The organism is Microbacterium sp. SY138 (genome assembly GCF_039729145.1).
GTDB classification, from domain to species: domain Bacteria; phylum Actinomycetota; class Actinomycetes; order Actinomycetales; family Microbacteriaceae; genus Microbacterium; species Microbacterium maritypicum_A.
The window spans coordinates 3,704,045-3,724,664 of sequence record NZ_CP155793.1 but is presented as its reverse complement, the minus strand read 5'-3'; the positions used below and the strand labels follow the sequence as shown (position 1 = coordinate 3,724,664).

Annotated in this window: 16 protein-coding genes; 5 read left to right on the top strand and 11 right to left on the bottom strand. The window is 69.4% G+C overall.

The annotated features are described in order from the left end of the window. Together ABDC25_RS17965 and ABDC25_RS17960 are read right to left on the bottom strand one after the other, a co-directional pair. Nucleotides 1–1,452, bottom strand: a complete 1,452-nt coding sequence (locus ABDC25_RS17965) for a catalase (protein WP_297557459.1) — start codon at nucleotides 1,450–1,452, stop codon at nucleotides 1–3. Between the two features lie 66 nt (nucleotides 1,453–1,518). Beyond that, nucleotides 1,519–1,941: a Fur family transcriptional regulator gene (locus ABDC25_RS17960; protein WP_029260681.1), complete on the bottom strand. Its 423-nt coding sequence runs from the start codon at nucleotides 1,939–1,941 to the stop codon at nucleotides 1,519–1,521. A gap of 191 nt (nucleotides 1,942–2,132) precedes the next feature. Here ABDC25_RS17960 and ABDC25_RS17955 point away from each other — a divergent pair, with 191 nt between their 5' ends. Further along, nucleotides 2,133–5,645, top strand: coding sequence for a GEVED domain-containing protein (locus ABDC25_RS17955; protein WP_347123965.1), 3,513 nt, complete (start codon nucleotides 2,133–2,135; stop codon nucleotides 5,643–5,645). Nucleotides 5,646–5,725: 80 nt separating this feature from the next. On the opposite strand, the gene ABDC25_RS17950 is transcribed toward ABDC25_RS17955, so the two are convergent. From ABDC25_RS17950 to ABDC25_RS17910, 9 genes are all read right to left on the bottom strand, one after another. Then, the gene (locus tag ABDC25_RS17950) at nucleotides 5,726–7,765 is read right to left on the bottom strand and encodes a hypothetical protein (RefSeq protein ID WP_347123963.1); all 2,040 of its coding nucleotides are present in this window, start codon (nucleotides 7,763–7,765) and stop codon (nucleotides 5,726–5,728) included. A 4-nt stretch (nucleotides 7,766–7,769) separates the two neighbouring features. Further along, complete coding sequence (locus ABDC25_RS17945; protein WP_347123961.1) at nucleotides 7,770–8,753, bottom strand: glycoside hydrolase family 130 protein; 984 nt, start codon at nucleotides 8,751–8,753, stop codon at nucleotides 7,770–7,772. 29 nt (nucleotides 8,754–8,782) lie between these two features. Beyond that, a complete protein-coding gene (locus ABDC25_RS17940; protein ID WP_081859796.1) occupies nucleotides 8,783–9,625 on the bottom strand; it encodes a carbohydrate ABC transporter permease in 843 nt (280 codons plus the stop codon). Then, nucleotides 9,622–10,518: a sugar ABC transporter permease gene (locus ABDC25_RS17935; RefSeq protein WP_292766051.1), complete on the bottom strand. Its 897-nt coding sequence runs from the start codon at nucleotides 10,516–10,518 to the stop codon at nucleotides 9,622–9,624. The genes ABDC25_RS17940 and ABDC25_RS17935 overlap by 4 nt, the downstream gene beginning before the upstream one ends. 4 nt (nucleotides 10,519–10,522) lie before the next feature. Next, complete coding sequence (locus tag ABDC25_RS17930) at nucleotides 10,523–11,788, bottom strand: extracellular solute-binding protein (RefSeq protein WP_105526080.1); 1,266 nt, start codon at nucleotides 11,786–11,788, stop codon at nucleotides 10,523–10,525. Nucleotides 11,789–11,883: 95 nt separating this feature from the next. After that, entirely contained in the window at nucleotides 11,884–12,873 is a 990-nt protein-coding gene (locus ABDC25_RS17925; protein WP_347123958.1) for a LacI family DNA-binding transcriptional regulator, read from the bottom strand. A 128-nt stretch (nucleotides 12,874–13,001) separates the two neighbouring features. Continuing rightward, entirely contained in the window at nucleotides 13,002–13,934 is a 933-nt protein-coding gene (locus tag ABDC25_RS17920; protein WP_029260673.1) for a DnaJ domain-containing protein, read from the bottom strand. 69 nt (nucleotides 13,935–14,003) lie between these two features. Beyond that, nucleotides 14,004–14,657 (bottom strand): YigZ family protein, encoded by a 654-nt coding sequence (locus ABDC25_RS17915; protein WP_347123956.1) that lies wholly within the window; start codon nucleotides 14,655–14,657, stop codon nucleotides 14,004–14,006. A 30-nt stretch (nucleotides 14,658–14,687) separates the two neighbouring features. Then, nucleotides 14,688–15,674 (bottom strand): aldo/keto reductase, encoded by a 987-nt coding sequence (locus ABDC25_RS17910; RefSeq protein WP_347123954.1) that lies wholly within the window; start codon nucleotides 15,672–15,674, stop codon nucleotides 14,688–14,690. A 230-nt stretch (nucleotides 15,675–15,904) separates the two neighbouring features. Between ABDC25_RS17910 and ABDC25_RS17905 the strand changes: the two genes are divergently transcribed. The 4 genes from ABDC25_RS17905 (at nucleotide 15,905) to ABDC25_RS17890 (ending at nucleotide 20,528) form a co-directional block, all read left to right on the top strand. Beyond that, nucleotides 15,905–18,040 (top strand): MMPL family transporter, encoded by a 2,136-nt coding sequence (locus ABDC25_RS17905; RefSeq protein ID WP_347123952.1) that lies wholly within the window; start codon nucleotides 15,905–15,907, stop codon nucleotides 18,038–18,040. Next, nucleotides 18,006–19,313, top strand: coding sequence for a sensor histidine kinase (locus ABDC25_RS17900; RefSeq protein ID WP_347123950.1), 1,308 nt, complete (start codon nucleotides 18,006–18,008; stop codon nucleotides 19,311–19,313). The genes ABDC25_RS17905 and ABDC25_RS17900 overlap by 35 nt, the downstream gene beginning before the upstream one ends. Next, nucleotides 19,310–19,933: a response regulator transcription factor gene (locus tag ABDC25_RS17895; RefSeq protein ID WP_029260668.1), complete on the top strand. Its 624-nt coding sequence runs from the start codon at nucleotides 19,310–19,312 to the stop codon at nucleotides 19,931–19,933. Before ABDC25_RS17900 ends, ABDC25_RS17895 begins: the two co-directional genes overlap by 4 nt. A 142-nt stretch (nucleotides 19,934–20,075) precedes the next feature. Beyond that, nucleotides 20,076–20,528: a DUF2871 domain-containing protein gene (locus ABDC25_RS17890; RefSeq protein ID WP_167255147.1), complete on the top strand. Its 453-nt coding sequence runs from the start codon at nucleotides 20,076–20,078 to the stop codon at nucleotides 20,526–20,528. The last annotated feature ends 92 nt before the right edge of the window (nucleotides 20,529–20,620 follow it).

Below are 20,620 nucleotides of genomic sequence, written 5' to 3'. Positions count from 1 at the left end.
TCAGACGCGGTCGCGCAGCGCGGCGCCGAGTGCGGCGTCGACGTTCGTCCAGTACTGGAAGAAGCGCTCGCGGATGGCGTCGACGGTGATCGAACGCCCCTGGCCGGTGAGCGTCTCCAGGAAACGTGCCCGCTGCTCGGCGTCGAACACCTCGCGGTAGAGCGTGCCGGGCTGCCCGAAGTCGTCGTCCTCGGGGTGCAGGGTCGCGGCGGAGCGCTGGATCTCGCCGTCGGCCTCCCAGTTCACCTCGATGCCCTTCGACGGGTCGGCCTCCGGGCCTCCTGCTGCTCCATAGGAGTTCGGCTGGTAGGTGCGGTGCGCGGCGTCGTTGAACTGGTAGCGCATCGAGCCCTCGTGCTGGTAGTTGCGCGTCTCGCTCGCGTGCGGCTGGTTCACCGGCAGCTGGTTGTAGTTCGGGCCGATGCGGTGGCGCTGCGCGTCCGGGTAGGCGAAGATGCGCCCCATCAGCATCTTGTCCGGGGAGATGCCGGTGCCCGGCACCTGGTTCCCCGGCGAGAAGGCGGCCTGCTCGATCTGTGCGAAGAAGTTCTCCGGGTTGCGGTTCAGGGTCAGCGTGCCGACCTTGATGCGCGGGTAGTCCTTCTTCGAGATGGTCTTGGTGAGGTCGAACGGGTTGAACCGGTACGCCTTGGCCTCGTCGTAGGGCATGATCTGCACGTACAGGTCCCACTTCGGGAACTCACCGTCGGCGATCGACCGGAAGAGGTCGCGCCGGTAGTGGTCGGCGTCCGACCCGGCGAGCTGCTCGGCCTCTTCGTTGCTCATCGCCTCGACGCCCTGCTGCGAGATGAAGTGGTACTTCACCCAGAAGACCTCGCCTGCGGCGTTGACCCACGAGTAGGTGTGCGAGCCGTAGCCGTTCATGTGCCGCCAGCTGAGGGGCAGGCCGCGGTCTCCCATCAGATACGTGACCTGGTGGGCGCTCTCCGGCGACAGCGTCCAGAAGTCCCACTGCATGTCGGGATCGCGCAGACCCGAGTCGCCGAGGCGCTTCTGCGAGTGGATGAAGTCCGGGAACTTGATCGCGTCGCGAAGGAAGAACGTCGGGGTGTTGTTGCCGACGATGTCGAGGTTGCCCTCGTCGGAGTACATGCGGAGCGAGAACCCGCGCACGTCACGCCAGGTGTCGGGCGAGCCCTGCTCCCCGGCGACGGAGGAGAAGCGGATGAGGGTCTCGCTGGCCGCACCCGGCTGGAAGACGGCCGCGCGCGTGTAGGCCGACACGTCTTCGGTGACGACGAACTCGCCGAACGCGCCGCCGCCCTTCGCGTGCGGGTTGCGCTCCGGCACCCGCTCGCGGTTGAAGGCCGCGATCTTCTCGACCAGGTAGTGATCGTGCAGGACGGTGGGGCCGTCGGCGCCGACCGTGAGCGAATGCGTGTCGCTCGCGATCGGGGCTCCGGCCTGCGTGGTGGTGGCAGGTTTCGTCATGGTGTTCTCCTTCTCCGCGCAGGCGCAACGATTACCCCCATCCGGGGACGGGCGATCGGCGGACTGCTATTGCGCGGCGTTCTGGCAACTGGGGCAGAGGCCCCAGAAGGTGACTTCGGCTGTCTGGACGGTGAATCCCCCCGTCGAGGACGGGGTGAGACACGGCGCTTCGCCGACGACGCAGTCCACATCGCCGATGGCACCGCAGGAGGTGCAGACGACGTGGTGGTGGTTGTCGTTGATGCGCCGCTCGTAGAGCGCCGCGGAGCCTGCCGGTTCGATCCGGCGGATGAGGCCCGCCGTCGTCAGGTCCGCGAGGATGTTGTGCACCGACTGGATCGACGTGGTCGGCAGCACCTCAGACACGGCACGGTAGAGCCGCTCCGCGTCTGAATGGGCCATGGAGTCGAGAGCCTCGAGAACGGCGACGCGGCCCGCGGTCGCGCGCAACCCGGCAACGCGAAGCGCCGAGTCGAGTTCTGTCTCCATCCATCGAGCATACCTCTTCATTTGAATAACTCAAAAGAAAGTATTCCGGCATGCCGCGGAGGGATCGAGGTGGGTCGAGGTGATTTCACCGAGGTCGCAGCATAAAAAAAGGGGTTGGACCCAGGGGATTCGTCGGCTACTGTGAGCAAAGTCTCAGCTTCCGGTGACGCTGAGAAAACGGAGGGCGACCCATGCGGAATCCAGCCACTCATCATGGTCGTACGAGCCGTGACCGTCGCAAGCCCTGGGCCGTCGCCGCACTGCTGACGCTCGTGCTCACCGCGCTGATCGTGCCCGCGTCGCCCGCCACGGCGGCTCCGGGCGATGCCGCCCAGCTGTATCTCGGACCCTCCACGGAAGCGGCCACGGTCGGATCCGACAAAGACCTCGTCGCGCCGACGGAGTGTCCGTCGAACTCGGTGCTCACCGGCGTGCAGACGGAGAACCGCACGGCCGACTCTCCGTCCAACGCCAACTCGATCCTCGTGCGTTTCAGCATCCAGTGCTCCACGATCACCGTGAGCAACGCCGGGACCGTCACGGGAACCGTGAACCCCGCGTGGATCACCGGTCCCGTCTACAACGAGAGCCGTGGCAACGTGCAGACCGGCGTGTGCCCCGCCAACACCTTCGTGCACCGCATCACCGGGACCACCTTCGTCGGCGACGGCACGAACCGCTGGCCCTCATCGGTGCAGATCACCTGCCGGCCGATGACCTTCAGCGCGGCGGGCGAGCTGCGGATCGATCTCGCCGCCACGCCCACCGTCCTCACCATCGGTGAGAACTTCAACACGACCGGCGGCTTGGATACCCCGACGCCACGTTGCGGGCCTGCGGCCACCACCGGGACCAGCGACATCCTCGTGCGCGGCTACCGTGCGCAGGGAGGCGGCGAGGGCATCGACGGCTTCACGCCCTCCTGCGCCACCATCCCCGACGACTACGGCGATGCCCCGGCCGGCTACGGGGCCGTGTCCCACGAGCTGAATGCCGCCACCTACCTCGGGTGGTCAGCCGACACCGAGGCGGCGATGCAGTACAGCGCGAACGCGACCGGAGACGATCAGGTCGGCGGCACCGCGCCGAACCAGTTCATCGACGACGAGAACGGCGTCGCGACGTTCGGGCCGATCACCGCAGGGATCACCAGCAGCTACTCGGTGTCGGTGCTGGCGTCGAACAAGGTGCCGGGTCAGCCGGCGACACTGGTCGGCTGGGTCGACTTCAACCGCAACGGCGTCTTCGACGCGAACGAGGGGGCATCCGCGGTGGTCCCGGCGGGAACGCCCGACGGATCCTCGGTCACGCTCACCTGGCCGGGAATCATCGCACAGACCGTCGCGGGACCGACCTTCGCGCGGTTCCGGATCTCCAGCGGCACCGCCCTGACCACCTCCATGCCCACGGGCGCGGGAGGGGTGGGCGAGGTGGAGGACTATGCCCTCACCATCGCCGCGGCGAACCCGGGGATCTCGCTGTTCAAGTCCGCATCGCCGTCGGGGCCCGATGACTTCACAGTAGGACAGGTCATCGACTACTCCTTCGTGGTCACCAACACCGGTGACGTGCCCCTCGCCGACATCAGCGTCGACGAGACCGCCTTCACCGGCTCGGGGAGCATGACCACCCCGGTGTGTCCGACGACACCTCTGGCTCCCGGGGCGCAGGCGACCTGCACCGCGAGCTACACCCTCACCCAGGCCGACATCGACAGCGGGACCCTCACCAACACGGCCACCGCGACGGGTGTCCCGCCGGGCATCCTCGTGCCTCCCGTCTCCCCGCCCTCCACCGTCAACGTGCCGTCGACGGCGACATCCGCGATCACCCTCGTGAAGAGCGCCGACACCTCCGAGATCACGGCAGCGGGTCAGGCGGTCGGCTACTCCTTCGTGGTCACCAACACCGGCAACGTGACCCTCACGAACGTCACGGTCGATGAGACGGCGTTCTCCGGAACCGGTGCCTCTCCGGCGATCACGTGCCCCGCAGGTGCCGGGTCGATGATCCCGGGTGCACAGATCACGTGCACCGCGTCGTACACGACGACCGCTGCGGACTACACCGCCGATTCCCTCGACAACACCGCCACCGCGACGGGAACCCCGCCCTCGGGCACTCCGCCCGTGTCGGCGCCGTCCACGGTCGAGATCCCCGTCGTCTCGGCGCCGGCGCTGACCGTGTCCAAGACCGCCGACCGCACGCGGATCACGGCAGCGGGCGAGACGATCAACTACTCGTTCCTGGTGACGAACACCGGAAACGTCACACTCACGGGTGTGACGGTGACGGAGACGGCATTCACCGGAACGGGGACACCCCCCGTGGTCACGTGCCCCGCGGGCGCGGCATCGCTCGCCGCGGGCGCGACCGTCACCTGCACGGCTTCGTATGTCGTGACCCAGGCCGACATCGATGCCGGGGGTGTCACGAACACCGCGACCGGTACGGGCACGCCGCCGACCGGAGAGCCTCCGGTGTCGCCCCCGTCGACCGTCGTCGTCCCGCCGGACCCGGTGCCCGGGATCACGGTCGTGAAATCGGCGAGCCCGAACACGCCGGACGCCTACCAGGTGGGCCAGGAGATCACCTATTCCTTCGTGGTCACGAACACCGGCAACGTCACCCTCGCGAACGTGACGGTGAATGAGGAGAGCTTCTCCGGGACCGGCACACTGTCGCCCGTCGTGTGCCCGGCCGGCGCGGCGTCGCTCGCCCCGAGCGTGCAGATCGTCTGCACCGCCACGTATGTGCTGACCCAAGCCGATGTGAACGCGGGCCGGGTGACGAACAGCGCCACCGCGACCGGAACGCCCCCGGGGACGCTCGTCCCGCCGGTCTCGCCGCCCTCGGAGACCGAGGTTCCCATCGATCCCGCCCCGGGCATCAGCATCGTGAAGTCGGCCACGCCGGCGACCATGACGGCGGTGGGGCAGACCATCGCATACTCCTTCGTGGTCACGAACACCGGAAACGTCACGCTCGAAGACGTGACGGTCGATGAGACCGCCTTCTCCGGGTCGGGATCGCTGTCCGCCATCGAATGCCCTGTGGGTGCCGCGAGCATGTTGCCGGGCCAGATCATCACCTGCACCGCGCAGTACCAGACGACGCAGGCCGACGTGGACTCGGGCCTGCTCGCGAACACGGCCGTCGCGACCGGAACTCCGCCCTCGGGGCAGCCTCCGGTCTCGCCGCCGTCGACGGTCGAGGTCCCCTTCGACGGGCCCAACGCGCTGACCCTCGAGAAGCGCGCGAATCCGGTCGATGTGAACGGCAACGGCGTCATCGATCCCGGTGACCGCATCGAGTGGACGATCCTCGTGACCAATACCGGTGCACAGACCATCGACGACATCGTCGTGACCGACCCCACCGCGGGGCCGGTCACGTGTCCGTCGACGAGTCTGGGCTCCGGGGTGCAGATGACCTGCACGGTGCCGCCGCACACCGTCACCGCCGCCGACGTCGAGAGGGGTCAGGTGCGGAACGTGGCCACCGCCACAGGCGTCCCGCCCGGGGGAGGGACGATCGTTCCGCCTCCGTCTGAGACGACCACGCGAGTGTTCCCGCCGCCGCCGCCCACACTGGCGGTGACCGGTGGAGTGCTTTCGGCCGGTCTGCTGCTGGGGGGACTGATGCTCTTCGCTGGAGGGATGCTCCTCCCCGCCATCCGCCGTCGTCGACAGCCGCAGGAGTAGCGCAACCGACAGTGCCCCGACGAGCTCTTATGCTCGTCGGGGCACTGTCATGGTCGGCGTAGATCGGCCGAGCGTGCGCGTCAGCTGCGCGTCACGGTGAAGCCGGTACCCCGCACCCGCACCTTCCCGCTCTGCGCCGCGTCGCCGCGCGGCGAGCCGTCTGCGTCGTAGGCGCGCCCGGTGCCCGGCGCGAGCGGTGGGACCCGCTGATCCTGGCGCGTGCCGTTGGCGTAGAGCACGGCAGAGCCCGAGCGCGTCGAATACACCGCGCTCGCGATCCGCGGCTGGATCAGCAGGGCATCGAGGCGCACATCGCCGCGACTCGTGCAGCGCACCGTCACCGCCGCCTCCGGCAGATCGCCACCGAGGAGCTCAGGCACGAGCATCCCGTCGGCCTCGGTGAGGCCGCGGTCTCCGGTCGAACCGGCCGCGGTGCGGGTCTTCCACAGTCGGCGGCGTCCGCGGAGGACCTCCCACTCGGCCTCGCCCGCATCTGCCGCCTGTCGCCACACGACACCGTGCAGGATGCCGCCGGACTCGGTGACGTCGAACTCGACCCACTCACCGCGGGGGATGCGCACGTATGCGCCGCCGGACAGATTCCCCTCGCCCGTCCATGCCCCGCCGTCCGGTCGCTCGACCACACATCCGGGGGAGAGTCGCGCGGTCTCGGCCTCGATGACGCGCAGACCGGTGTTCGCCGTGAGGCCGGTGATCGAGGTTGCCAGGTCGGCCACGTCGCGGTTCGCGTCGAGCAGCTGCATCGTCAACAGGCCATGGATCGTCGACTCTGCGCCCGAGTTGCGGTTCACCCGTCCGTCGGTCTCGACCCCATCGAACGTGACCCCGGTCGTTGCGTCGTACACCGGGATGCCGGCCGTGTTCGCGCCGAAGAACCATCCTCCGGCGAGTCCGGCGAGTACGCGGAGGCCTTCCCCTCCGACCGTGGATGCCTGGAGTGCGCCGGCCACGCGGCCGTGCGCGCCGTACGCGATCTGCGCCTCGGCGGGAAGCGGCGCCCACGCGTTGTGGGGCCCGCCCGAAGCCAGCACCTGCGGCGTGAAGCGTCCGGCGTCCGAGAGCGCCGCGGCCGACCAGTCCCGACACCGTAGCAGCGCTCCGGCTCTGGCCAGTGCCTCCGGCGCCGCCGCACCCCATGCGTGCCAGAACCCGAGCGAACCCGTCCACGGCAGCACGGCGCCGAACGGCCAGCCCCGCGCGGGGTCGGTCGACATCGCGGCCACGCCCTCGCCGTACGACTGCAGAGCTGTCCTGCTGCGGGAGTCCCCGGCCTCGGTGGCGGCAGCGAGACCGAGCATGGCCTCGGCCGTCGCATCCGCTCCTCCGGCGATCAGCCAGGCGGGGAGCCTCTGCCCATCGCTTCTCACCCACTGGCCGGCGCGGGAGAGCGACTCGAGACCCAGCGCATCGAGGCACAGGTGCAGCCTTGCGAGGAGGAACGCCGCGAACTCCGGGTCATCGCGACGGAAGGCCGCATAGCCCTCGCCGAAGGCCCAGACCGAGCGGGCGAGCCAGTACGACTCCGCCGAGTCCGAGGGGTCGGGCAGCTCGACAGGGACGGCGCTGGGGGTCAGGGTGCCGTCCTCCTGCTGCCACAGCACCACGCGTCCGGCATTCGGCCCGGAAGTCGTCTGCAGGAAGGCGAGCGAACGAAGCACGTCTCTGGCCTCGTCGCGGCTCTGCGCGTCGCCCGTGGCCTTCCACTCGCGGACGAACACGACGGCGGCGCGGGCGATGTCGTCGGCGTTGTACGCGCCCTGCGACCAGTATCCGGTCAGCGCATCGCGGGTGCCGCCGCCCACGGGTCGATAGCCGCCGGAACCGTCGGTGTCGGCGTAGGTCCAGGGCGCACGGACCGCTGGTTTCGTCTCGATCCCGAACGTCGTGTGGGTCGCGCTCGCGACGACGGGAACATCGGCGAGGAGGAATCGCAGGTGGGCGAGGTTCGTCAGCCGTGGCCGGCGCGCGGTCTCGAGCGGCGGCGGCGTCGCCGTGCCGGTCGCAGTGTTCGTCGTGCCCATGGCGGCGTCGACGGGGAGGAGGGCGAGCGCGGAGGCTGCTGCCGTGAACGTCAGGAACGTGCGTCGGGAGGCGTCCACGTCATCACGCCTCTCCGCCGTCGCGCAGTGCGCGACCCCACGGCTCGGCCGGATCGTGGATCGCGACCGCCAGCGTCGTGTCGGACTGCCCGTAGTACGCGAACCACTTCCCGTGGAACTTCACGAGCCCCTCCACGAAGGTCACGTTAGAGACGAGTCCGTGCATGTCCTCGAAGGTCTGCGGGCGCAGCCACGGCTCCTGCAGGCGGGCGATGACCTTCGTCGGCTCGTCCGGGTCGATCGCGATCTGCCCGCAGCGGTAGTCGACGTCGACGGTGCCGTCGTCGTGCACGCTGCGGGTGGCGCCGTTCGTGAGGAACAGGAGCAATCCGTTGTCGGTGACCACAGGGGAGGCGCCGATCTCGACGAGCGCCTCGTCCCAGGTGCCGGGGGTCGGAGAGTACATCGGCTCGGTGTCGGGCGTGCCCGGCCTCCAGTGGATGAGGTCGTCGCTGGTCGCCCAGTAGATCGCGCCCTCGCCGAAGTACATCCACCATTTCCCGTGCATCCGCTGCGGAACGATGACCCCGGCCTTCGACCAGTTGAACCCGCGCGGGTCCATGGTCTTGAACGTGTCGAAGTCGTCGAACAGCGGACCGTGCTTGGTCCAGGTGCGCAGGTCGGTCGAGGTCGCCAGGCACAGCTGCGCGCTGCGGCGGTCCCAGCCCGTATAGGTGAGGTAGTAGGTGCCGTCGATCAGCGCGATGCGCGGGTCTTCGCATCCGTAGGTCTCGTAGTCCTCGGAGGGGGAGAGGATCGGCGCGTCCTCGCGGGTGAAGGTCACCCCGTCCCGGGAGCGGGCGATGCCGATGTGGGAGATGATGTCGTCGGCGTGCGCCCGGTAGAGCAGCACGACCTCATCGCCGTCGACGATGGCCGCCGGGTTGTAGAGGTTGGCCGACTCCCAGCTGTCGCCGCGCGGACGCAGGATGGGGTTGCCTTCAAAGGGCGTGAACGGACCGAGGGGGAAGGAGGCTCCGGAGAACATGGGGGCCCTTTCTGACTGGGGGATGGGGGCTAGCCTTTGACGGCCGCGCCGAGGTCGGTGGCCTTGAAGAAGCGCTGGAAGACGACGAACAGGATGACGACGGGGAACGCGAGCGCCGTGGCGCCGGCGAGGATCGCGCCGTTCGGGTTGGCCGTGGACTGCGCCACGTTGGAGATGTAGTTCGCGAGTGAGACGGCCAGAGGCTGCAGACTCGCATCCTTCGTGATGAGGAAGGGCCAGAGGAATTCGTTCCAGGGGCCGATGAAGGTGACCAGCACGACCGTCACCAGCACGGGGCGGATGAGCGGGATCGCGACGGATGTCAGCAGGCGGATCTCGCCCGCACCGTCGATCCGCGCCGCTTCGAAGATCTCCACCGGCAGCGCCTTGAAGAACTGTACGAAGATGAACACTGCCGTGGTGTTGATCAGGAACGGCAGGATCATGCCCATGTACGAGTCGCCGAGGCCGTAGTTGCGGGTGATCTGCACGTAGAGGGGGATCATCAGCAGCTGGAACGGCACCATCTGCACGAGCAGCATCAGCACCCAGATCACGCCTCGGCCGCGGAAGTCGAGGCGGGCGATCGCGTAGCCGGCGAGCAGCCCGAACACGACGGTTCCCAGCAGCACGCCCGCCGTGAAGATCAGCGAGTTCAGCAGCGAGCCGACCAGGTCGATGCGCGAGTCGATCGCGACGAAGTTGTCGACAGTCCACCCGCTCGTCGGGAACAGTTCGCTCGGGGAGTTCGTCGGACTCTCCTGGAACGCCCCCACGATCATGAAGTAGAAGGGGAAGGCGAATCCGATGGCCGCGATCGTGAGCAGGATGATGCTCAGGATGCGGGGCAGTGAACGCTTCTTTCGCATCATCGCTCCCTGGTCGCGCGGTTGGCCGCCAGCGAGAGCATGCCGACGAGGATCACGAGGATCATGCCGATGGCCGCTGCGGTGTCGGGGTTCTGCTGCTGGATGCCCAGTTGGTAGATCAGCAGGACCGGGGTGGTCGAGGCGCCGTCAGGGCCGCCGCCGTTGGTGAGCAGGTACGGCTCGGTGAAGAGGTTCGCGCCGGTGATGATCGACAGGATCAGCACGAGGGTCGTGGCGCTTCGCACGCCGGGGATCGTGACGTGTCGGAAGCGCGAGAGCACTCCGGCACCGTCGGTCTCGGCCGACTCGTACAGCTCCTTCGGCACGTTCTGCAGCGCGGCCAGATACAGCAGGATGTAGAACCCGAGCTGCTTCCAGGTCACGTAGAACGCGATCATCGGCATCGCGAGTCCGCTGTTCACGAGCCACGACGGATCGGGGGCGAGCGGGCCGAGGATCGTGTTGATCAGCCCGTTGCCCGAGAACAGCAGCATCCACACGCCCACGAGCGAGACGCTCGCGGTCAGATACGGCACATAGAACGCGACCCGGTACGCCGCGACCCACCGGATGCCGGTGTTCAGGGCCGCCGCGAGCACGAGGGAGAGCACGGCCGTGAGGGGCACGTTGATGACCAGGAAGATCAGGGTGTTGCGGAAGGACCCGAGCACCCGCGGGTCGGTGAGCACCGTGACGAAGTTGTCGAAGCCCACGAACGGGCGATCGACCTCGGTGCCCGGAGCCGTGAAGAAGTAGTCGTGGAAGGCGATGTAGACCGCGAACGCAAGGGGATACGCGAAGATCGCGATCACGAACACGAAGTACGGGAGCGCGAACAGCCCGCCGATCGGTTGCGCACCCAGCCAGCGGGTGCGGGGCCGCCTCTCATCGGTCACGGTGTCACTCGGCGACGAGCGCGTCGATCTTCTTCGCCGCGTTCCCGAGGAAGTCGTCGATCGACTCCTTGTCGAAGATCACGGCGGAGGAGTACTCGTCGCGGAACGCCTGCCACGCCTCGACGGAGTTGGGGATGCTGGGCACGTCGGCGGTCTTCTCAGCCTGCTCGGCGAAGGCCACGTAGTTCGGGTTCGCAGCGAAGTAGTCGCCGTAGGTGTCGGTGAGTCCGGTGCGCATCGGCATCTGCCCCGTGGCCTCGAGCAGCTGGCCGTCGCTGTCCTCGCTGGTGGAGAACTTCAGGAACTCCCACGCGGTGCCCTGGTTCTTGCAGGCCGTGAACATCGACACGCTCTTCGAGTCGGCGAAGGTCGTCGGAGTCTCTCGGCCGTCGCTGGTGGGCACCGGCATGAAGCCTACGTCGACGGTGTCGGCGTAGGAGGGGATCGCCCAGGGGCCGGCGAGCTGCATGGCAGTGGTACCTGCCGACATCGCGTCGTCGGTCGACGCCTCGTTCGGCGACAGCTTCTCGTCGTAGAAGGTCTTCCAGAACTCCGAGACGGTGCGCCCGGCATCCGAGTCGAACGTGGACTTGCCGTCTTCGACGAGCATCGTGCCGTCGGTCTCGGCCAGGTACAGCGGATAGAAGTCGAACCACGGCTGGTAGAACTCGCTCGTCGGCGCCGGCCAGATCGCACTCTGCACGCCGGAGGCGACGATCGCGCGCGACCCCTCGAGGAACGCGTCGTACGTGTTCATCTGCGGGTCTTCTGGGTCGATCCCTGCGGCCTGGAAGAGCGCCTTGTTGTACATGACCATCACGGGGTTCGACTTCCACGGGAGCTGGTAGAAGCTGCCGTCGCTCGCGTAGGCGTCGACCTCTCCACCGCGCTCGGTGATGTAGTCGCTGCCGCCGTCGATCTTGCTGAGGTCGACGAGTCCGCCCTGCTTGACCCAGCCCGAGACCGCGGCCGGGGCCACGTTGTAGACCAGGCAGGGAGCCGTGCCCGCGGTGATCGCGGCGGTGATCGCCTCTTCCGAAGAGGAGCCGGCGGGGATCTCCTGCGCCTTGACCTTCTCGTCGGGGTGCTCGTCGTTCCAGGCCTTGACCACGGCGGTGCCCCAGGCGAGTTCCTGTTCGTTGTTGGAGAGCCAGATGCTGATGGGGCCGGTGCCGTCGGCTGAGCTTTCGCCGCCGCCTCCTCCGGCCGAGCATCCGGTGGCGATGAGAGCGGTGGCGCCGATCAAGGCGATTGCGCGGAGCTTCTTCATGGTGTCCTCCTTGACACTGCGGGTGGTGACGCTGCGGGTGGTGACGCTGCGGTGGTGATGCTGCGGTGGTGATGCTGCGGTGATACGGATGTCTACTAGCTGGTGCTCTCCCGGAAGTGCACGACGTTGCAGTCGACGATCTCGGTGCGCGGCTGCGCCCCAAGGATGTCTGCCCGCAGGAGGCGGGCGGCGGCGCGGCCTCGGGCCGCGGGGTCGGATGAGACGCTGGTCAGCGCCGGAGACAGGTGGGCGGAGAGGTGGTCGTCGTCGAAGCCCGAGATCGCGAGGTCCTGCGGGATCGAGAGGCCCTGGGAACGGGCGTAGGAGAGCCCGGCGATGGCCATGGTGTCGTTCGAGTAGAGGATCGCAGTCGGGCGGTCGGGCAGGGCGAGGAGCTCGGCGGTGCGGGTGCGCCCGCTCGCGGCGGTGAAGTCGCCCTCGCGGAGCAGCTCGTCGTCGCCGATCGCCGCGACATAGGCGTCTGCACGCGCTTTCGAGTGCACGTATTCGAGCGGCCCGGAGATGTGGGCGATGCGCTCGTGCCCGGCGGCCCGGAGGTGCGCGATGATCTCGCGGACCGGGGTGGTGTCGTCGGTTCGCACACACGAGAACCCGGTCGGCTGGTCATAGGCGCCCACCAGCACGGTGGGCAGTCCGAGGTCGTCAAGGAAGGGCACACGCCAGTCGTCGGTGCGCAGGTCGAGCAGGAGGGCGCCGTCGGCGCGGCCGTGGGTGAGCGTGCGGTAGGCCCGTTCCTCGGCGTCGCGGTCGGGGACGACCTGGAGCAGGAGTGCCGTCTCGGTCTCGGCGAGCACCGACTCGACGCCGGCGATGAAGGCCGGGAAGAAGGAATCGTTCGCGATGACCTGGGGGTCGCGGGCCAGCACCACGGCGACCGCGTTGGCTCGACGGGTGGCGAGTGCCCGTGCGCTCTGGCTCGGCGCCCAGTTCAGCTTCTCGGCCGCTGCGAGGACCTTCGCCTTCGTCTCGTCGGAGATCGGGCGGTTGCCGCTCAGGGCGTGCGAGACCGTGGCCTTCGTGACGCCTGCTTCGCGAGCGACATCGGCGATGGTCGTGCGGCTCATGCCACCTCCTCGTGGATTCCGGACGCTCCGATGCGCTCATCGGTGAACCGGTTTGATGAGTGTAAACCGGTTTGATTTCGGAAGTCAACGGTACGATCGCGGTGCGACGACGCTCGGCGAGCGCGGGCTCAGACGAAGCGGACGGTCTGCTGCAGGCGGGTGCGCACGTCGAAGAGCTCGTTGCCCCCGATCGCCCGCGCCTGCGGCACACCCTGACGCAGCACCATCGCGAGAGCGCTGCGTCGCACCACGACGACCGGAATTCCGCGGCTCGTGCCGAGCGGCGTGACGGCTTGGGCGAGGTCGTCGTCGGGCAGCACGATGATCGCCCCGCCGAAGCGCACGCGCGCGGCCTTCGCGACGGTGCGCATCCGACGCAGAGCAGCGGTGACCGGCGCGCGGGTGCCCAGACTCGGGCCGGTGATCTCGCCGCGGCGGAAGCCCACGACACCCCCGAAGTCTTCAGACATCACGCCGTACAGTCCGGACGGGCCGAGCACCACATGGTCGAGTTTGTCGTCGGCATCCGCTCCCACCGCGACGTCGTGCCACACCGTGAAGCCCATGCCGAGGTCGGAGACCGTGCGGGCCGTGGCCTCCTCCGCCAGCGCGTCGGCGAGCATCCGCCGCAGGTCACGCGGAGCCGAGCGCACGAGCGCGGGGTCATACGGATCGGGGACCTCGACGCCGCGGCCGGCCCATTCGCGAATGAGCACGAGGTAGCGTTCACGGCGCCAGCCGCCGGGGTGCCCGTAGGACCGGGCGCGGGGACGGGTGTCGGTGCGGGCGGCGGGCGGGCGCCATCCGCTCCACTCGGTCCCGGGCTCGGCGGCCGTCGCTCCTGCCACACCGGAGCGGCGGTCGTAGGCGGCGCGGCTCTCGACGGTGCCGACCAGCTCCCACGCGCGCTGCACCTGGATGAACATCGCCGCATCTCCACCGGTATCGGGGTGCGTCTGCCGGAGGCGGAGGCGATAGGCGCGGCGCAACTCGACGTCGTCGACCGTGGGGTCGACGTCGAGGATCTCGTAGGCCGAAGCCGAGAGCGGACTGTCGAACATCGCTCTCCCTCCGCGACCGCGGCATCCAGGATATCCGGCGGCCGTTGTGGTTCTCCCGATGCCGGGGGGTCAGGCGGGCACGTCGACGATGCGCTCCACGCCGAGGACGGGTGCGATCCCGCCGCCCGATGCGGCGGCGAGGTCGTCCGTGAGGTGCGCGAGCTCCGGCTCCGGTGCCCACAGCTCGAGCGTGGCTGTCGCCGTGTAGGTCGGCTCGCCGAGCGTCGCGCCGTGATGCGCCGCCCATTCGCGAAGCAGGTTGTCGTAGCGACCGGCGTCGGCGTGCGGCACCTCGAACGTCACCTGGCGCAACGCCGCTCGCCGCACGAGCGCGGCCAGGTCGAGTGCCTCCGACACCGCTGACGAGTAGGCACGCACCAGGCCACCCGCTCCGAGCTTCACCCCGCCGAAGTACCGTGTCACGACCGCGACCACGTCGGTCAGTCCGCGCCGACGCAGCACCTCGAGCATCGGGATGCCCGCGGTGCCGGACGGTTCGCCGTCATCCGACGACCGCGCCTGATCGCCGAGCAGACCCGTCACCATCGCCGTGCAGTTGTGGTTGGCATCCCACGCCTTCTTGCGGATGCCGGCGATCACGCCCTCGGCCTGCTCGACCGAGGTGACGGGCTCGATCCGCGTGAGGAAGCGTGACTTACGGATCACGGTCTCATGCTCGACGGCAGCCGCGATGGTCGCGGGGTAGCTGCGGGCGGCGGTCACCCGCCTCACGATACCGATGCCGCGGGAGGCTCAACGATCGACGAACGCCATCTGCTGCGGGTTGTAGCGGTCACCGCTCACGCCGATGCGTGTCGCGAGGGCAGTGAGGTCGGCGACCTCGTCGGCCGAGAGTGCGACGGCCGTGCTCGCGGCGTTCTCCGCGATGCGGGTGGTGCGCCGGGTGCCGGGGATCGGCACGATCCACGGCTGCTGGGCGAGCAGCCAGGCCAGCGCGATCTGGCCGGCCGTGGCGTCCTTGGCGGCGGCCAACTGCGCGACGTGCGCCACGAGCGCCTGGTTCGCGGCCCGGTTCTCTGCCGTGAAGCGCGGAATCGTGGCGCGGATGTCGCCGGCCGCGAAGTCGGACGCGGTGTCGACGGTGCCGGTCAGGAAACCTTTGCCGAGCGGGCTGAACGGCACGAATCCGATGCCGAGTTCGGCGAGCACCGGCAGGATCTCCGCCTCGGGGTCGCGGGTCCACAGGGAGTATTCGCTCTGCAGCGCGGTGACGGGATGTACGGCGTGCGCGCGGCGGATCGTCTCGGCCGACGCCTCGGAGAGCCCGAAGTGGCGCACCTTCCCCTCGGCGATCAGCTCGCCGACCGTGCCGGCGACGTCCTCGATCGGCACATCGGGATCGACACGGTGCTGGTAGAAGAGGTCGATCACGTCGGAGCGCAGACTCCGCAGCGATGCCTCGGCCACCCGGCGGATCTGCTCGGGTCGACTGTTCAGGCCGACGCTCTTGCCGTCCTGGATATCCCACCCGAACTTCGTCGCGAGCACGACCCGGTCGCGGATGGGCTCGAGCGCCTCGCCCACGAGCTCCTCGTTCACATACGGTCCGTACACCTCGGCGGTGTCGAAGAGGTCGACGCCGTGATCGACCGCCGAGCGCAGCACCGCGATCATGTCGTCGCGGGTACCCGGATTGGGGCCGTAGCTCTGTGACATGCCCATGCAGCCGAGTCCGACCGCCGAGACCTGAAGGCCCTGTCCGAGAGTGCGCGTGTGCATGAGTGGTCCTTTCGTCGCGGCCGCGGACGGATCGGCGGCCTGGACCCGACGCTACGCGCACGTGCGGCGACGGGGGAGGGTCTGGTGGAACCCCGTTGACGGGAGCCCCTCTCTCGGCAGGAGGCTGCTGCCGGACCCTCCTGCGCGCCGCGCGGATCCATCGAAGGGTGGAGACCCGTCTCCGCCCCCTGCGCGATCCGGCCGAGGGTGAGGGCGGCTGGACTGGAGTCATGCTCCGCACCCTCCGCTCCCTTCCGCTGTGGCTCACCTCTCGTCGCGGGGGATGGATCTCCCTGCTGATCGCGGCGGTCGCGTTCACCGCCCTCCTCGGCGCGTTCGGACGGGCATCGGTCCCGGCAGGCAACGACGTGGCTCCGCCGGATTCCGAATCCGCGCAGGCCGCGCTCCTCGCCGAGCAGTTCCCCGACGCGGACGAGCACACGGTACTGCTGGTCGCCTCCCGTGACGACGACGCACAGCTCAGCGATGCCGACCTCGCCGCCCTGGGTGCGCTCTCGGGCGAAGTCGAAGCGGAGACCGGGCACGCCCCCCACGGTCCGATCGTCAGCGACGACGGCGAGGCCGCGGTGATCCAGGCGACGCTGACGGTGGACGACGACGCCGCCGCTGAGGCCGTGCACGGTCTGCGCGACACCGTGGCCGAGCACCCCCTCGACGGGATGCATGTGCAGGTCACGGGCGGGCCCGCGTTCGGTGTGGACGTCGCCTCCGCGTTCGACGGCGCGGACTTCACGCTGTTGATGGTGACCCTCGGGATCGTGGCCCTGCTGCTCATCGTCACGTACCGCTCGCCCGTGCTGTGGATGATCCCCCTCATCGTGGTCGCCCTCGCCGATCAGCTGGCCAACAAGGCGACCGCGGCGATCGGCGCCGGGCTCGGGCTGCAGTTCGACTCCGGGATCGTGAGCGTGCTCGTCTTCGGTGCCGGAACGAACTACGCCCTCCTGCTCATCTCGCGCTACCGCGAAGAACTCGCCCGCGAGACCGATCATCGCCGCGCCCTGGTCGCCGCCTGGCGTGCCACCGCCCCCGCGATCGTCGCCTCGAACGTCACCGTGGTCCTGGCGCTGTCGACTCTCGCCCTCGCGGTGATCCCGGGAACGCGCGGGCTCGGCATCGCCTCTGCCGTGGGCCTGCTGATCGCGCTCGCCGCCGTGCTCCTGGTGCTGCCACCGGCGCTCGCCGTGTGCGGCCGTCGATTGTTCTGGCCGTTCGCGCCGCGCGTGGGCGATGTCGCGGCCACGGGCCGCGTGTGGGGTGCGGTGGCTCAACGCGTCTCCCGGCGCCCGTGGGTGCCGCTGGTCGGCGGACTCGCGCTGCTCGGCGTTCTCGCCGGTGGGCTCGCCGGAGCGTCCGTCGGGCTCACCCAGGTCGAGAAGTTCCGTGTCGTGTCCGAGTCGGCTGCAGGTCTCACGGTGCTCGGCGATCACTTCCCGGCCGGGGAGGCGCAGCCGATGATCGTGATCGGCGATACGGCGGAGGCCGATGCGCTGGTCGCCGCGATCGACGACGTGCCGGGTGTGCTCCGGGTATCGGCGACCGGGGAGAGCAGCGACGGAGCGCTCACCCGTCTGCTCGTCGTCGGTGAGCCGGCGCCCGGAACGTCCGCGAGCCTCGACCTGGTGAGCGCGGTACGAGAGGCCATGCAGACGGTGCCGGATGCCGACGCCGTGGTGGGCGGCCCGGTGGCGGCGGATCTCGATGCGCGCGAAGGCAATCGGCGCGACCTGCTGCTGGTCGTCCCGCTCGTCCTCGCCGTCAGTCTGCTCGTGCTGATCGTGCTGCTGCGCTCCCTGGTGGCGCCGGTGCTGCTGCTCGCGGTGAACATCCTCAGCGCGGTCGCGGCCATCGGTGCCGGCACGTGGCTGAGCAGGGTCGTGTTCGGGTGGGACGCGCTCGACCTCCAGGTGCCCCTGTTGTCTTTCCTGTTCCTGGTGGCGCTCGGGATCGACTACACGATCTTCCTCGTCCATCGCGCGCGCACGGAGGCACGGATGGTCGGCACGCGGCAGGGGATGGTGCGCGCCCTCACCGCGACGGGCGGCGTGATCACGAGCGCCGGTGTCGTGCTCGCGGCCGTGTTCGCCGCGCTGGGCTTGCTGCCCCTCGTCACGCTCGGGCAGATCGGCCTCATCGTCGGGATCGGCGTGCTCGTCGATACCTTCGTCGTGCGCACCCTGGTGGTCCCGGCGATCTTCGCGATCGTCGGCGAGCGGATGTGGTGGCCGCGGAAGGCCGGGGGTGCGGGATCCCGCGGGGATCGACACGCGGATCGACACGGAGACCGGCCGCACGGGGGAGAATACGAAGATGCCGCAGTCGCCATCTCCGCAGACGCGGACTGAGCGTTCCGGCCGTGTCGATTCCGCGGCCGGGATCCGCGCGCCCCGCACGTGGGCGAGCCTGGTCGGTTCCATCCGGATCGGTCAGGCCGTCATCACGGTCGTGCTGCTCGTGGTCGGTGCGTGGCGCGCCGCGGCGGACGGTGTGCCGCTGCCGTGGGTCCTCGCCCTCTCGCTCGTCTTCCTCGGCTGGTACGGCGGCGGTCTGCTGCTCGGCGAACGCACCGCCGACCGTCGCCTCGCGACCTGGTGGCTGCTCGGGCTGACCCTCATCTGGCTCGGCGCGGTCGTGGTCTCGCAGGAGTTCGTGTGGCTCGCCTTCCCGCTGTGGCTGCTCGCCGGATTCGTGATGCGCCTGCGGTGGGCGCTGCTGCTCAGCGTCGTGGTCCTCGCCGTGGTGGTGACCGCTCCGCTGCTGCACACCGGCACCACGACCTACGCGAACGTGATCGGTCCCCTCGTGGGCGGCGTCTTCGCGCTGGGGATCTCGCGCGGGTACCTCGAGCTCGTCCGCGACGGGCGCGAGCGCCGTCAGCTGATCGCCTCGCTGGTTGCGACCCAGGAGGAGATGGCAGCTTTGCAGGACGAGCTCGCCCGCACCCAGCGCGAGTCGGGGGCGACGGCCGAGCGCACCCGGGTGTCGCGCGACATCCACGACACCGTCGCGCAGAGCGTGTCGTCGATCGGGATGCTCGCGCGTTCGGCCCTGGAGGTCGACGATCCGTCGCAGCGCACGCGCGCTCTCGAGCAGATCGGCGCCCTGGCGGCGGAGGGGATGGCGGATGCTCGGCGCATCGTGAACGCCCTGGCGCCGGCGGAGCTGGAGTCGACGGCGCTCGGCGACGCCCTCGCCCGGATGCTGGAGCGCCTCACCGAGGAGACCGGGATCGAGGCCGCTCTGCACGCCGACGACGACCTGCCGTCGCTCGGCATCGATGCCGAGGTGGCCCTGCTGCGGACGGCGCAGTCGGCCCTGGCGAACGTCCGCTCCCACGCATCGGCCTCCCGTGTCGTGGTCACCCTGGCCGATGCGGGCGATGCGGTGCGCCTCGACATCGTCGACGACGGGATCGGGTTCGACGCCCGGCACTGGGACGCCCAGGGCGGCGTCGGCAGCCGCGGCGGCGGCTACGGACTGCGTTCGATGCGTGCGCGCCTGCGGGAGCTCGGCGGAGGGCTCGATGTGGAGAGCGCCCCGGGCGACGGCACCGCGCTCTCGGCGCACATCCCTCTGGGCCGCGCCGCTCAGGGGCGACGGAACGGAGAACAGGGATGACCCCGGTGCGCGTGCTGCTCGTCGATGACCATCCCATCGTCCGCGCCGGTGTGCGCTCGCTGTTCGACCACCGTGACGACGTCGAGGTGGTCGGTGAGGCGGCGTCCGGAGAAGAGGCGCTCGCTCTCGCTCGGCACCTGCATCCCGATGTCGTGCTGTGCGACCTGCGGCTCGGTGAGGGCATGGACGGCGTGCAGACGACCGCCGCCCTGCGCACGCAGGATCCGGCCCCGGCCGTCCTGATCCTCACGACATTCGATCGCGACGCCGAGATCCTCGGTGCGATCGAGGCGGGAGCGGCGGGGTACCTGCTCAAGGATGTCGCCCCCGACGAGATCGTGCGTGCGATCCGGCAGGCCGCATCCGGCGGACTCGTGCTCAGCCCGGAGCTCAGTGAGCGGGTGGTGCAGGTCATGCGCGCGCCGCGGGTGCGGCTGACGGGCCGTGAGCTGGAGGTGCTCCGGCTGCTCGACACCGGGGCGTCGAACCGCGAGATCGCCAAGACGCTGTTCGTGACGGAGGCCACCGTCAAGACCCACCTCGTGCACGTGTTCGAGAAGCTCGGCGCCGACAACCGGGCGCGTGCCATCGCCATTGCACGCGAGTCCGGTCTGCTCTGAGTCCGGTCTGCTCCGAGTCCGGTCTGCTCCGAGTCGCCCGCTGGCGCGGGCCGCGTGCGCGGGGCCGGACCCTGTCAACCGTTCGATGGATCCCCGGAACGGCCGCGACGCCGAGGCTGGAATCAGACCGAAAGGATTCCCGATGCGCAGACTCTTCACCGCCGCGTTCGCCTCCATGATCGCGGGCGTCGCCTCCGGACTCTTCTACCGAGAGTTCACCAAGATCAACGGCTTCCCCGAGGGGGAGGCGACGCAGCTCGGGCTCGTGCACACGCACCTGCTCGTGCTGGGCTTCATCGTGCTGTTGATCGTCCTGCTCCTCGAGAAGGTGTTCGCGCTCTCCGAGAGCCGCCTGTTCGGCTGGTTCTTCTGGCTGTACAACGCGGGCCTGGTGCTCACGTCGGCCATGATGATCTGGCACGGCTGCCTCACGGTGCTCGGGCAGGAGTCGTCGAGCATGATCGCGGGCATCGCGGGGCTGGGCCACATCCTGCTCAGCGCCGGTATGGTGCTGCTGTTCCTCGCCTTGCGGAAGCGTCTGTTCGCGACGAAGCCCGCCGCCCCGGCTGCGGCCGCCCCGGCCGTCTCGGCCTGACGGCGTTCACCACTCAGGAACGTCAGGGCCGGACAGCCGTGTCCCCGTGATCCGGTCCGGTGCCCGACGAAGTTCCTGAGTTGTGAACAGAG